11 protein-coding genes are annotated in these 13,305 nt (G+C 75.2%); 7 read left to right on the top strand and 4 right to left on the bottom strand.

Translation table 11 applies throughout. The annotated features are described in order from the left end of the window. Positions 1-281: 281 nt before the first annotated feature. Positions 282-962: a hypothetical protein gene (locus ACSUPR_RS03360; protein ID WP_436889430.1), complete on the bottom strand. Its 681-nt coding sequence runs from the start codon at positions 960-962 to the stop codon at positions 282-284. Then, positions 959-3,856 carry an SNF2-related protein gene (locus ACSUPR_RS03355; RefSeq protein ID WP_436892218.1) on the bottom strand — a complete coding sequence of 966 codons (2,898 nt, stop codon included), beginning with the start codon at positions 3,854-3,856 and terminating at the stop codon, positions 959-961. The genes ACSUPR_RS03360 and ACSUPR_RS03355 overlap by 4 nt, the downstream gene beginning before the upstream one ends. A 68-nt stretch (positions 3,857-3,924) precedes the next feature. On the opposite strand from ACSUPR_RS03355, the gene ACSUPR_RS03350 reads away from it, so the two are divergent. Together ACSUPR_RS03350 and ACSUPR_RS03345 are read left to right on the top strand one after the other, a co-directional pair. Continuing rightward, positions 3,925-4,224, top strand: coding sequence for a hypothetical protein (locus ACSUPR_RS03350; RefSeq protein ID WP_436889429.1), 300 nt, complete (start codon positions 3,925-3,927; stop codon positions 4,222-4,224). Between the two features lie 10 nt (positions 4,225-4,234). Then, a complete protein-coding gene (locus ACSUPR_RS03345) occupies positions 4,235-4,669 on the top strand; it encodes a GNAT family N-acetyltransferase (RefSeq protein WP_436889428.1) in 435 nt (144 codons plus the stop codon). Between the two features lie 54 nt (positions 4,670-4,723). Here the strand turns inward: ACSUPR_RS03345 and ACSUPR_RS03340 are convergent, their stop codons facing one another. Together ACSUPR_RS03340 and ACSUPR_RS03335 are read right to left on the bottom strand one after the other, a co-directional pair. Continuing rightward, complete coding sequence (locus ACSUPR_RS03340; protein WP_436889427.1) at positions 4,724-6,109, bottom strand: MFS transporter; 1,386 nt, start codon at positions 6,107-6,109, stop codon at positions 4,724-4,726. A gap of 9 nt (positions 6,110-6,118) precedes the next feature. Next, positions 6,119-6,928 (bottom strand): glycerophosphodiester phosphodiesterase family protein, encoded by an 810-nt coding sequence (locus ACSUPR_RS03335; protein ID WP_436889426.1) that lies wholly within the window; start codon positions 6,926-6,928, stop codon positions 6,119-6,121. 143 nt (positions 6,929-7,071) lie between these two features. On the opposite strand from ACSUPR_RS03335, the gene ACSUPR_RS03330 reads away from it, so the two are divergent. From ACSUPR_RS03330 to ACSUPR_RS03310, 5 genes are all read left to right on the top strand, one after another. Then, positions 7,072-7,563 (top strand): Rv3235 family protein, encoded by a 492-nt coding sequence (locus tag ACSUPR_RS03330; protein WP_436889425.1) that lies wholly within the window; start codon positions 7,072-7,074, stop codon positions 7,561-7,563. 201 nt (positions 7,564-7,764) lie between these two features. After that, a complete protein-coding gene (locus tag ACSUPR_RS03325; RefSeq protein WP_436889424.1) occupies positions 7,765-9,663 on the top strand; it encodes an alpha/beta fold hydrolase in 1,899 nt (632 codons plus the stop codon). A gap of 472 nt (positions 9,664-10,135) precedes the next feature. After that, complete coding sequence (locus ACSUPR_RS03320; protein WP_436889423.1) at positions 10,136-11,137, top strand: C40 family peptidase; 1,002 nt, start codon at positions 10,136-10,138, stop codon at positions 11,135-11,137. Between the two features lie 23 nt (positions 11,138-11,160). After that, on the top strand, positions 11,161-11,328 hold the full coding sequence (locus ACSUPR_RS03315) for a hypothetical protein (protein ID WP_436889422.1): 168 nt from the start codon (positions 11,161-11,163) through the stop codon (positions 11,326-11,328). A 161-nt stretch (positions 11,329-11,489) separates the two neighbouring features. Further along, positions 11,490-13,145 carry a glycosyltransferase gene (locus ACSUPR_RS03310; protein WP_436889421.1) on the top strand — a complete coding sequence of 552 codons (1,656 nt, stop codon included), beginning with the start codon at positions 11,490-11,492 and terminating at the stop codon, positions 13,143-13,145. Positions 13,146-13,305: the final 160 nt, after the last annotated feature.

Below are 13,305 nucleotides of genomic sequence, written 5' to 3'. Positions count from 1 at the left end.
TTCGTGTGGGTGCGGTCGTCGCTTGCGGGTGCGGCGCTACGGAGGAGAGGGCCCGGAGGAAGGGACGGAGGGCGCGCGGTGCGGGGCTGCGGACCGGCATCGTCGACCTCCTGTGCTCGTGCGGCGCGGCGGCGTCCGCGCCGGAACCGGTTCCCGTTTTCCTGTACGGGAATCCGTCACGCCGTGCGACGTGATCTTCAGCCGAATCGTAACCGTCCGGCACCCTTCCCACCGGCGTTTTCCCGAGGAAATCAGAAATCACGCATTCGATCGCCCCGGGTTCAGGTCGCCGGGCGCGGGAATGGCGGGATTTCGTCGGCCAGCGCGCCCGGAGCCGCGGCCCTGACGCGGTCTCCGGATCCCGAGGGTATATCCACGGCCCCGGGCAGGGAAGGCGCCGACCAGAACACCGCCGCGGAGTCCGGTGCGTGACCGGCGGGATCGGCGGCGTCTTCGATTATCGCCTCGGAGGCATTATCCCGAGCTGTCTCCTCTGGGACCGAAGGTCCTTTTATGCGCCCGGCGGCCATGACCCGGGTGCGCAGCGCCCCCTTGTCCAGGCCCGCCCACCGGGTGAGCGAGAAAGGATCGCGGTCGGCCCCGGCGCCCAGGGCGGCGGCCGTCGTGCGCAGGTGCGCGCACACCGCGTCCCAGCGGTCGCAGGAGCAGGTCGCCACCAGGGCCTCCCAGCCCCGGGGCACCAGGTCGACCCCGAACATCGCGCACACCCGCGCCGCGGCCGGCGGCAGCTCCCCGGCCAGCACCCTCGCCCGGAACACCTCCTGGGAGGCCAGGGCGGCGCACACCCGCTCCCAGCGGGCGTCCTCGGGCACCGTGCGGATGAGGCTCACCTCGAACCCGCCGACCCGGGCGGTGACCTCGCCCGGGCGCACCGCCAGCCGCTCCACCGGGCCCGGCCGCAGCGGGCCCAGCCACTGCTCCACCTGCTCCGACCAGCTCACGCCACGGCCTCCGGCGCCAGGCGCACCACCTCGCGCAGGTCCTCCACCGACAGCCCGGCCAGCCACGCCTCGCCGGTGGCCACCGCCCCCCGGGCCAGGGCGCTCTTGCGTTCGATCATCTCGTCCACCCGCTCCTCCACGGTGCCCACGCACACCATCTTGCGGACCTGCACGTCGCGCCGCTGCCCGATCCGGAACGCCCGGTCGGTCGCCTGGTCCTCCACCGCCGGGTTCCACCACCGGTCGACGTGCACGACGTGGTTGGCGGCGGTGAGGTTGAGGCCGGTGCCCGCGGCCTTGAGGGAGAGCAGGAACACGGCCGGGCCGTCCATGCCCTGGAAGCGGCGGGTCATCTCCTCGCGTTCGGCGCGCGGGGTGCCGCCGTGCAGCCACAGCACCGGCACCCCCAGCCGTGAGCGCAGGTAGGGGGCGAGCCGGTCGCCGAAGCGGGCGTACTGGGTGAAGCACAGGGCCTTGTCGCCCTCGGCGGCGGCCTCGCCCAGGATCGACTCCAGCCGCTCCAGCTTGCCCGAGCGCCCCGCCAGCGCCGAGCCGTCGCCCAGGAACTGGGCTGGGTGGTTGCAGATCTGTTTGAGGCGGGTCATGGTCGCCAGCACCAGGCCCTTGCGTTCGCGCTCGTCGGCCTCGCGCAGGCGCTCGGTCATCTCCTCCACCACCGCCTTGTACAGCGACGCCTGCTCGGGGGTGAGGGTGCACCAGGTGCGCATCTCCACCTTCTCGGGCAGGTCGGCGATGATCGACCGGTCGGTCTTGAGGCGGCGCAGCACGAACGGGCCGGTCATCCGCCGGACCCGGGCGGTGTCGGGTCCGTCCTCCCCGGCCACGGCCTCCCGGAACGCCGCGGCCGAGCCGAGCAGGCCCGGGTTGGCGAAGTCCATGATCGACCACAGCTCCTCCAGGTCGTTCTCGACCGGGGTGCCGGTGAGCGCGATGCGGTTGCGGGCGGGCAGGGAGCGCACCGCCTTCGCCTGGAGGGTGCCGTGGTTCTTCAGGGCCTGGGCCTCGTCGCAGACCACGCGCTGCCAGGGCAGGCCCGCGAGTTCGCCGCTGTCGCGGGAGACCACCCCGTAGGTGGTGACGACCAGGTCGCAGTGGCCGACCAGGCGGGCCAGGTCGTTGCCGTGCGGGCGGTCGGGGCCGTGCTGGACGTGGACGCGCAGGTCGGGGGCGAAGCGTTCGGCCTCGCGCCGCCAGTTGCCGACCAGGGACACCGGGCACACCAGCAGGGTGGGGCCGGTGTCCAGGGGGCGGGCGTCGGCGAGCAGGGCCAGCAGCTGGACGGTCTTGCCCAGGCCCATGTCGTCGGCCAGGACGGCGCCCAGGCCCAGCTCGCCGAGGAACCGCAGCCAGGAGGCACCGCGTTCCTGGTAGGGGCGCAGGTGGGCCCTGAACCCGTCGGGGGTGCCCAGCGGGCGCAGGTCGGCGGCGGCCGAGCCGTCGAACAGGGCCCCCAGGGGGCCGGGGGCGAGGACCTCCTCCACCGGCAGCGGCGGGGCCTGGCCGGCTCCGACGGCGGTGCGCACGGCCTCGTCGGGGCGCATCCGGCGCCCGCGGGTGGAGATCCACTCCAGGGCGGCCTGGAGGCGTTCGGGGTCGAGCTGGGTCCAGCGGCCGCGCACCCGCACCAGGGAGCGTTTGAGGCGGGCGAGTTCGGCGAGCTCGGCCAGCTCCTCCTCGGTGAGGGGCTCGGTCTCACCGTCGGGGTCGCCGCGCAGGACCGCCTCGAAGGAGACCTGGACGATGTCGGAGGGGCCGATGCCGCCGGTGCCCCTGCGGCCCTTGACGGGTTCGGCGGTCATGCGCAGGCCCACCCGGGGGCCCTTGCGCAGCTCGGGCAGGACCACGCCGAACCCGGCGGCGGTCAGCGCGGGGGCGGCCTCGGCGACGAACCGCTGGGCGTCCTCCACGCTCAGCAGCAGGCGGGAGGGGGCCAGGTCGCGCAGGGCCCGGCCGATGAGCGGGTGGTGGCGGGCGGCGCGGCGCAGGTCGGCCAGGGCGGTGGCGGACACGTCCGCGGGCAGCCAGGCGGCGCCCTCGCCCGACCACACCTGTTCCAGGGGCAGGCGCAGACCGGGGTCGGCGACCGAGCGCACCCAGAACTCGACGGTCCAGGGAGTGGCGCGTTCGGGTTCGCGCAGCAGGAACAGCAGGGCGGCGCGCCCGGCGCCGCGCACCCGGGAGCGCCACTCCTTCAGAGCGGGGCGCAGCCGGGCGGCGACCCCGGCGTCCAGGGCGGCGTCCTCCCCGGTCAAGGCGGCCGCCAGCAGCGCGTCCGGGGTGCGCGGCGGCCGTGCCGTGCGCCGGGCCACGGCGTCGGTGAGCAGCTCCACGGGCGCCAGCACACACGCCCGCGCCACGGCGTCGGCGTCGGCCCCGGGCAGGTGGGCGCGGGCCGAGGCGGGCAGCGAGGCGGTGAGCGCGGCCAGGTGCTCCTCGGCCCACGCCGTTGGCGCGGGCCGCCACCGCGCCCGGTCGCCCACCAGGTCGGGCAGCACGCACCCCGCCTCCACCAGCGCCCGGGCGAAGGCGTCCACCGCGGCCAGGTGCCGCAGGGACGGCCCGGCCCCGCCGGGCAGGCCGCCCAGCAGCCGGTCGGCGGCCGCGGGCGGCAGCCGCAGCCCGGGCACCGTCCAGGTGTGGAACGCGGCGGGCTCCCCGGACGCCTCCGTGGACCGGTCCGGCGCGGACGTCGTCCCGGGCAGCCGCAGCTCCAGCACCGTCGGCGCCCCCTCCTCGCCCGTCAGCGCCGCCAGTTCCCGGTGCCCCAGCGCGAACGGGTGCGGCCGCCCCCCGGCCCGCGCGCCGCCGGGGGTCTCGCCCTCGCCCCACACCACCAGCGCGTCCCGATCCCACACCCCGTGCAGCACCCGCATCCGTCCCCCGTTCACATCGCGCCCCAGTATCCCGCCCCCCACCGACACCCGGGCTATCCTGCGGTGCCATGAGCGCGATGCCGACGGCCGCCAACCGCCACCGCCGGCGGGCCTCCACCGCCCCGGACCGGGACCGGCTGCACGCCCTGCCCGCCGCCGCGACCGACCCCGACGACGAGGCCGCCCCGAGCCGGTTCCGCGCCGACGGTGTCCGCACGGCGGCCGTGTGCGGCGCCGAGCGCACCCGGCACCGGCCCGGCATGGGATCGTGCGGCGCCGCACCCCGCTGCACCGACCGCTGCACCCGCCTGGACCCGCCCACCGTCCCGGGCACCCCGGACAACGGCGGCACGCCGCCCGCCGCCTAGGATTCCGGACGTGAAGGTAGTGGAGATCGAGCCGGGACAGGCCCGCCGTGCGCACCGGGCGATGCGCGAGCTGCGGCCGGGCATCGGCGACGCGGAAGCGTTCACCGCGCTGGTGGACGGGGAGCTGCGGCCGGGCGGCTACCGGCTGGCCGGGGTGTTCGAGGACCCTGAGGGGCACGCCACGGCGGTGGCGGGTTTCCGGGTGGGCCGCTCCCTGGCCTGGGGCCGGTACCTGTACGTGGACGACCTGGTGAGCCTGCCCGGGGTGCGCGGCCGCGGGCACGGCCGGGCCCTGTTGGACTGGCTGCGCGACCGGGCCCGGAGGGAGGGCTGCGGCCAGGTGCACCTGGACTCGGGCACCGCCCGCCACGACGCCCACCGGTTCTACCTGGCGGCCGGGATGGTCATCCCCGCCTTCCACTTCACCGAGGTCCTGGAGGGCTGACGCGGCGCGGGGCCCCGGCGGGTGCCGGGGCCCCGCGCGGGCTGCGGGAGCGGGTCAGAGGCGGGCGGGGACCTCGTTGCCGACGGCGATGATGCCCTCGCGCATGCGGGTGCGCCACAGCAGGAGGCCGCCGATGATGAAGAACGCGATCAGCGACACGACCGCCACCCGGTAGCCGCCGGTGATCGACACCGCCACGGTCACCGCCAGCGACCCCAGGAAGGTCGACCCCTTGTCGGAGATCTGGTAGAGGCTGAAGTACTCCGCCTCCCGGCCCTTGGGGATGAGCTGTGAGAACAGCGACCGGGCCAGCGACTGGGTACCGCCCAGCACCAGGCCGATGCCCACGCCCAGGGTGATGAACAGCGGCACGTTGCCCGCGGGCAGGAAGTACGCCGCCGAGACCAGGCCGCACCAGACCACCAGGGTCGCCAGGACCGTCTGCTTGGACCCCAGGCGCCGGGACAGCCACCCGGTGGCGAAGGCGCCGCCGAAGGCCACGAACTGGATGATGAGGATCGTCGTGATCAGGATGCCCTGGTCCAGGCCCAGGTCCTGGGTGGCGAAGGGGGCGGCGTAGCGGATGGCCGCCTGCACCCCGTCGTTGAAGAAGATGAACGCGAGCAGGAACAGGATCGTGTTCGGGTACTTGCGCATGTCCTTGAGCGTGCGCCCGAACTGCTTCAGCGAGGCGCCCAGCCGGGGCGGCCCGCCGGTGGCCAGCGCGCCGTAGCGGTTGCGCAGCGGCCGCAGCGACAGGACCGTGAAGCCCAGCCACCAGATGCCGCAGGAGGCGAACGCGATCCGGGCCGCGTCGCCGGCGCCGATGCCCAGCGCGTCGGCGTTGAGCACCAGCAGCAGGTGCGCGACCAGCAGCAGCGCCCCGCCGAGGTAGCCGATGCCCCACCCGGCCACCGAGACCCGGTCGCGTTCGTCGGCGGTGGCGATCTCGGGCAGGAACGCGTTGTAGGCCACGATCGAGAAGCCGTACAGCAGGTTGGCCAGCAGGAACAGCACCGAGGCGGCCAGGTACCCGTCGGTGGCGAAGTACAGGCCGAGGGTGGCGGCCGACCCGCCGAACGCCGTCCAGAACAGCCACCGCTTCTTGTGCTGCGAGTGGTCGAGCAGCGCCCCGAACATCGGCAGCAGCAGGATCTGGATGAGGATGGCCGTGGTGGTCAGCGCCGGGTAGAGCGCGTTGGGGTGCAGTCCGAACAGCCCCAGGGTCAGGCCGGGGTCCAGGCAGGCGGCCGAGGTGTCGGCGCCGGCCGAGGAGCAGGCCAGGCCGCTCAGGTAGGGGCCGATGAGCACGGTGACCACCGAGGTGATGAACACCGAGTTCGCCCAGTCGTACAGGTACCAGCCGCGCTGTTCGCGCCTGCGCTGCGCCGGGTCGGGGGAGGGGCCGGAGTGCGCGGTGGCCTCGGCGGAGTCGGTCATGGGGGGTTCCTATCCTTCGTGCGCTCTGGCGGCGCCGGTCCACTGGCCGCGGCGGATCAGCACCTCCCGCAGCGCGGTGGTGTTGTCGGTGACGATCCCGTCGACGCCCGCGTCGAGCAGGCGCTCCATCACCCCGGGTTCGTTGACGGTCCACACGTGGACCTGCATCCCGAGCCGGTGGGCGGTGCGGACGAGGTCGCGGCTCAGCACCGGGAACGAGCCGTGCCGCAGGGGGATCTGCGCGCACACCGGGGTGCGGGGGGCGAGGGGGAGCAGCGGCGGCGCCAGTGAGGCGGCGCGCAGCCGGGCGACGTCGCGGGGGCCGCAGGAGGTGGCGACCGGCCGGGGCAGGAGGCGGCGGGCCCGGTCCAGGCGGCGCTGGTCGAAGGAGCCCACGCACACCCGGTCCCAGGCGCCGGTGCGGCGCAGCACGTCGATGAGGGGCAGGACGGCCCCGTCGGCCTTCAGGTCGATGTTGAACCTGGCGTGCGGCCAGCTTCCGAGCAGGTCCTCCAGCAGGGGGACGGGCTCGACCCCGCCCACCCGGGCGCGCGCGACCTCGCGGTAGGGCAGCTCGGCGATGGCGCCGACCCGGTCGGTGGTGCGGTCCAGGGTGGCGTCGTGGAACGCGGTGAGGACTCCGTCGGCGGTGGCGTGCACGTCCGTCTCCAGGTACGTGTAGCCCAGGTCCACGGCGTGCTGGAAGGCGGCCGCGGTGTTCTCCAGCTCGGTGCGGCGCACACCCCGGTCGTCGGCGATCCACCCGCCCCGGTGGGCGAGGGCCAGCGGGGCGGGGGATGAAAGGTACGGGTGAGTCACATCAGGAAGTATGCCGCCTGCGGGGGGCGGCGGGGCGGACGGCGGCCGAACCGAAACCTGGCATTCCAGGTGGAACGGGCCCGTACGAGGGGTCTCTGTGGTCGGTTGTGACCGCACGTCGTCCCCCGGGAAGGAAAACGTTCATGTCCCACTCGCCCGACCGTCACCCCTGTCCGCGCCCGGTCTGCGCCGGGGAGCGGGCCCCGCACGCCCGGCACGCCGGGCGCCCGGCCGCCTCGAATCCGTACCGGCCGGCGGCGACCCCGGGGCGCACCCCGCCGCGACGGGTGCCGCCGGGCCGCCGCCACGCTCCGCTGGAGGGGCACCGCACCCCGGGCGAGGTCCACCTGCTGGCCCAGCAGGTGGCGGAGGTCCTGGTGGGGCGGCGCACCCCCGAGGCGATGCGGGGCCGGGTCGGCGTCGCGGTGCGCGAGCAGCTGCGCAGGCTGCGGGGCGCGCTGCCGTGCCGGTCGGCGCCGCGGCTGGAGCGGGTGTTCCACCAGCGGGCGGGCGAGGGCCTGGAGGCCAGCGCGGTGATCGCCTGTGACCTGCGGGCGCGGGTGTTCGCGTTCCGGGCGCACCGGCGGGACGGGGTGTGGGTGTGCACGGAGCTGGAGACCGACGGCTCCCTGTGACGGCTCGTGTCTGAAATGCCCTGGATATTCCCTGGAGGGCGCGGATAGGGTCCTCCCCCAGGGGGCGGGACCCGCCCCCGGCCCGTACGGCCGGCCGCGCCCCCGCGGCCGCGTCCGGCACGCGGCGGCCCCGAACGGCGGGCCCGCCGCCCGAAGAGCGAGGAGGGGCGTCCCGGGCCCCGTGCCGGGACGCCGATGTGTATGAAGCCAACTGACATCGTTCACCTGCACACCGTCGGCGCGCCGACCCTGTCCCCCGACGGTTCGCGCGCGGTGTTCTCCGTGGTCCGCCCCGACCTGGAGGAGGACGCCTATCTCGGATCGCTGTGGTCGGTGCCCGCCGACGGGTCGGCGGCGCCGGTCCGGCTGACCCGCGGCGACCGGGACCGGTCGCCGGTGTTCTCCCCCGACGGCCGCTGGATCGCGTTCCTGCGCCCGGACGCGGACGAGCGCCCCCAGATCCACGTCCTGCCCGCCGGCGGCGGGGAGGCGTGGAAGGTCACCGCGCACCCGCTGGGAGCCCAGGACCCGGTGTGGAGCCCGGACTCGACCCGGCTGGCGTACACGGCGCGGATCCCCGAGGAGAAGCGGTACGTCGACGGCAAGCCGGGCAAGGAGCCGCCGCGGCGGATCACCGAGCTCAAGTACAGGCTCGACGGCCTGGGCTACTTCCTCGACCGGCCCGCCCACGTGTTCGTGTCCGCGCCGCTGGACCCGGCCGGGGAGGCGGGCGAGCCGGTGCAGGTGACCGAGGGGCCCTTCGACCACTCCGACGTGGCCTGGCACCCCGACGGCGGCGAGCTGGTCTTCGCCGCCTCCCGGCACGAGACGCGCGACACCGACCTGGTGCGGGACCTGTGGGCGGTGGCGCCCGAGGCCGGGGCCGAGCCGCGGCGGGTCACCGACGGGACCCTGGACGCCTGGGCGCCGGCGTACTCCGCGGACGGTTCCGCGGTGTTCTTCCTGGCCGACCGGCTCGGCGACGACCTGCGCGACTTCGTCGGCCGGACCACGGCGGTGTGGTCGGTGCCCGCGGACGGCTCGGCCGCCCCGCTCCGGCTCACCCCGGAGGAGGAGCCCCGCTTCGTCGGCTCCCTGAGGGTGACGGGGGAGGGCGTGCTGGCCACCGCCGAGCGGCGCGGGGCGGTGGACCTGCTGCTGGTGCCGTTCGGTGGCGGGGAGCCCGGCGAGGTGCTCGCCGGCAGGGTGCAGGTGCAGGCGTTCGACGCGGCGGCCGGGGTGACCGTGGCCGCGGTGGCCGACGGGCGCAGCAGCGGCGAGCTGGTCGCGGTGTCGGAGGAGGGTGCGAGCCCTCTCACGTCGCTGGCCGCGGGAGTGGACCCGCTGCCGATGGTGGAGCTGGTGGCGCACGCCGCCGACGGGTACCCGGTGCACGGCTGGGTGGCGGTCCCCGAGGGCGAGGGCCCGCACCCGGTGCTGCTGATGATCCACGGCGGCCCCTTCGCCCCCTACGGCCACCAGGTCTTCGACGAGACCCAGGTGTACGCGGCGGCGGGGTACGCGGTGGTGATGTGCAACCCGCGCGGCTCCTCGGGGTACGGCCAGGAGCACGGCCGGGCGATCATCGGCGCGGTGGGCGAGGTGAGCGCCGCCGACCTGCTGGCGTTCCTGGACGAGGCCCTGAAGGACGATCGGCTGGACGCCTCCCGGGTGGGGGTGCTGGGCGGCTCGCACGGCGGGTTCATGACGACCTGGATGGCGGGCCGCCACGGCGACCGGTTCCGGGCGGCGATCAGCGAGCGGGCGGTCAACGCCATCGACAGCTTCCGGGGCTCCTCCGACATCGGATCGCTGTTCCCCGAACCGCTGTACGGGCCGCCGGAGACGTGGGCCGAGCAGAGCCCGCTCACCTACGCGGACCGGATCGACATCCCGGTGCTGATCATCCACTCGGAGGAGGACTGGCGGTGCCCTGTGGAGCAGGCACAGCGCCTGTTCGTGGCGCTGAAGGCGCGCGGGGCCGAGACGGAGATGCTGCTGTTCCCGGGTGAGGGGCACGAACTGTCGCGGTCGGGGCTGCCCAGCCACCGGGTGGCGCGGTTCGAGGCGATCCTGGAGTGGTGGTCGCGTCACCTGTGACGTGCGGGGCGGGGGAGGCCGGCCTCCCCCGCCTTCCGGTTCGCATGATGCACATCACATTTTCGGGTGTTTTGACCTTGTTTTGGTGCTCTTTCGGGGGGCATACAGAAGGGCCGTTCCCGCGCATGGGCGGGCATTGCCGCACCCGGGGAGCAACCCCGCAGGCCGGAAGGTTGCCCAAGGAAAAGTAACGAAAGGGTCGCGTCCGGTCCGGGGGGTGGATTACTGTTCCCTCAGACCGGGTCGCCCCCGTGAGTCGCCACCAGGGCGACGGCGCCCGGTGCCGCCGCACTCCGCTCGCTCCCGAGTCCTTTTCCCAGGAGCGGAGGCCGCCGCAGAACGCCCGGCGCCCGCGCCCCTCGCGTGCCGCCGCCGGGACCCCCTCGCTCCCGCATCCCCTGCGCGCCGCTCCGGCGTGCCCTCGGGGTGCCCTGCGCCGGTAGGCGGGTGTGGGAGGAAGGCAGTCGGTCCCTTGACTCGCAACCCTGTACCCGTCGGCGCCCGCCGCCGCTTCGCCGCGGTCGGCTTCGCCGCCCTGGGCGCGGTCGTGCTCTCGTCCGGCGTCGCCGCCGCCGAGCCCACCGAGGAGGAGGCCCGGGAGCGGTACGAGCAGCTCCAGGAGGAGCTGTCCGGGCTCAACGAGACCTTCAACCAGGCCGAGGAGGACCACGAGGCGGCCCAGGCCGAGCTCGAGGAGCTGGAGGAGCGGCTGACCGAGGCGGAGCGGGAGCTGGAGGCGATGTCGGGCAAGGTCGCCGGGATCGCCCAGGTCGCCTACACCGGTTCGCCCTACAGCATGTTCACCGTGCTCTTCGGAGGCGCCCCCGACGCCGCTCTGCAGAACGTCGCCGACCTGGACTACCTCTCCGAGGGCCAGCAGGACGTGCTGGCCGGGTACATCGAGGAGGTCGAGCGCGGCGAGCGGCTGCACGCGGAGGCCGCCGAGACCGAGGAGCGGGCCGCCGAGGCGCTGGAGGAGGCGGAGGCCGCCCAGGAGCGCGGCGAGGAGGCCCTGGAGGAGCAGGCCGAGGTGCTGGAGAGCCTGGGCGGGGTGGACCCCACCTCGGTGGAGACGGCCGGCTCGGGCGGTGGCGCCGCGGTGGCCGCCTCGGGCGACGTGCAGGCGGTGCTCGACTTCGCCCGAGCCCAGATCGGCAAGCCCTACGTGTGGGGCGGGACGGGGCCCGACGGCTACGACTGCTCGGGTCTGGTGCAGGCGGCCTGGGCCCGGGCCGGGGTGAGCCTGCCGCGCACCACCTACGACCAGGTGAACGCGGGCACGCGGATCTCCCGCGACCAGGTGCAGCCCGGTGACCTGCTGTTCTTCTACAGCGAGTCGGCGCCCAGCCACGTGGGGATCTACTCCGGCAACGGCCGGATGATCCACGGCTCCAACCCGTCCAAGCCGCTGGAAGAGGTGTCGCTGGCCGCGTACTGGGACGGTGTGTTCACGGCCGCCGTCCGGGTCGGCTGACCCGGCGCGTATCCTTTTGCGCCATGGGACGTCTACTGCTCAGGATCGCCGCCGGCGCCGCGGCCGCCCTGGTGCTCTTCTGGGTGCTGTCGCTGCTGGTCGGGCTGCTGGTGTGGCTGCTGATGATCGCGCTGGTGGTCGGCCTGGCCGTGCTGGGCGTGGCGATGCTGCGGGGGCAGCGGCGCCGCTGAGCACCGGCCCCGAACGCGCGGGCTTCCCGCGGTCCCGTCGGCCGCGGGAAGCCTTTGTGCGTTCACGGGCGGTTCCGTGCCGATAGGGGGAGGGCGGAACGGACGGGGGACACCGGGGCAAGGCTCCCCACGGTGACGCGAAACAGGGCTATAGTGACTCTGTGTCACTGAATAAGCACGTAGGGTCTCATGTCGACGGGGTCTCGCACCGCGGACGGGTCGAGCGGGTCCTCACCCGCGTCTTCCGCAACGACTGGAGCGCGCTGACGCCCCCCGACATCGGAGCCTGGAGCCCCGACCTGAGCGTCAGCGTCGTCATCCCGGCGCGCGGCGGCCAGGACCGGCTCGACCTGACCCTGGCCGCACTGGCCGGACAGACCTACCCCGAGCACCTCGTGGAGGTCCTGGTCGTCGACGACCGCTCCCGTCCGCCCCTGCGCCTGCCCGAGCTGCGCCCCGGCCGGTGCCGCCTGCTCACCGTGCCCGACGGAGCCTGGGGCGCCGGGTACGCCCGCGCCTACGGCGCCCACGCCGGCACCGGCGACATCCTGGTGTGGCTGGACGCCGACGCCGTCGTGGGCCGGGAGTTCATCGAGGCCCAGGCCCGCTGGCACCACGTCCACGCCGAGGCCGTCACCCTGGGGCGGGTCGCCTTCGCCGACTCCGCCCCCGACAGCCCCGCCGAACTGCTGGCCCAGGTGCGCGCCGGGACCCTGCACCAGGAGATGGCCCCGGGGCGCCGCCACGAGTGGATCGAACGCGTCCTGGCCGACAGCGACGAGCTGCGCGACGCCGACCACCTCGGCTTCCACGCCTACCTCGGGTCGGCCGCGGCGGTGCGGCGCAGCCTGTACGAGGCCGCCGGCGGCGTGGACCCCGACCTGGACCTGGGCCAGGACACCGAGTTCGGCTACCGGCTGTGGCAGGCGGGCGCGGTCCTGATCCCCGAGCCCGCCGCCACCGCCTGGCACGTGGGCCCGGCGGGCACCGCCCGCACCCGGCTGCCGTCCCAGCGGTTCCGCACCGAGGTGCTGGCCGAGCTGATGCCCCACCCGCACGCCTACCGCGAACGCGTCCCCGCCCACCGGCGGCGCGTCCCGCTGGTGCACGCCGTCGTCGACGTGTCCGGGGCGTCCTACGACCTGGTCCGCGGGTGTGTGGACCGGCTGCTGGACAGCGCCGAGACCGACCTGGCGATCACCCTGGTCGCCGACTGGGAGGGCGCGGAAGCCGCCCCCGGAGCACCGGCCGGACCGCACCTGGACCTGCGCCTGGTCCAGGCCAACTACCTGCGCGAGCCCAGGATCTCCTTCGCCTCCCGGGCGCCGCGCACCGGCTTCCCCTCGCCGTTCCTGCTCCAGGTCCCGGTGGCCTGGGGGCTGGGGCAGGTCGCCCTGTCGCGGCTGCTCGCCGGGGCCGAGCGCTCCCGGGCCGGGCTCACCGAGCTGTACCCGGCGGCCTCGCCGACCCGGGACGCGGGGGTGCGGCTGTGGCGGACCCGCGCCCTGGCCCGGGCCGTGCGGGTGGGCGGGGACGGCGAGGACCTGGGGGACGTGGTGGCCGAGCTGCACGGCCGCTACCGCATCCACGCCGGGGAGGACACCCTCACCGACCTGTCGCTGTACCGGTCGGTGCCGCCGCCCCCGCGTCCCGCACCCCGGCTCGAACAGGCGCGGGAGCGGAGGCCGGCCGGCACCGGGGGCGTCAGAGCCCCCCGGGAGGGGACCCGGGACGGGAGGGCGGAGCGGGAGGGTGCCGCCGGCGCCCGCTGGCGCGACCGGCTGTCCGCGCTGGCACGGCACTGGAGACGCGGCTGAGGGGCGGTCCGTCGGGGCCGGCCGCGGCCGGGCAGATGGGGGAAGACACCGGCCCGAAGGCGGCCGGGCCCCTTCGAGAGCGCACGCCGACCACGTTCTCGTCACCGGTCGCGACAGTGCCGGTACCCAAGGTACCCGATGCGGTGCGCCGGACGGGCGC

The organism is Nocardiopsis dassonvillei (genome assembly GCF_964273065.1).
Taxonomy (GTDB): domain Bacteria; phylum Actinomycetota; class Actinomycetes; order Streptosporangiales; family Streptosporangiaceae; genus Nocardiopsis; species Nocardiopsis dassonvillei_B.
The sequence above is the reverse complement of the archived record's forward strand: the minus strand, read 5'-3'. Positions and strand labels throughout refer to the sequence as shown.

Coding starts and splice junctions, on each gene's coding strand:
- ACSUPR_RS03355 (WP_436892218.1), bottom strand. CDS start 3,856: ATGCGGGTGCTGCACGGGGTGTGGGATCGGGACGCGCTGGTGGTGTGG.
- ACSUPR_RS03350 (WP_436889429.1), top strand. CDS start 3,925: ATGAGCGCGATGCCGACGGCCGCCAACCGCCACCGCCGGCGGGCCTCC.
- ACSUPR_RS03340 (WP_436889427.1), bottom strand. CDS start 6,109: ATGACCGACTCCGCCGAGGCCACCGCGCACTCCGGCCCCTCCCCCGAC.
- ACSUPR_RS03330 (WP_436889425.1), top strand. CDS start 7,072: ATGTCCCACTCGCCCGACCGTCACCCCTGTCCGCGCCCGGTCTGCGCC.
- ACSUPR_RS03325 (WP_436889424.1), top strand. CDS start 7,765: ATGAAGCCAACTGACATCGTTCACCTGCACACCGTCGGCGCGCCGACC.
- ACSUPR_RS03315 (WP_436889422.1), top strand. CDS start 11,161: ATGGGACGTCTACTGCTCAGGATCGCCGCCGGCGCCGCGGCCGCCCTG.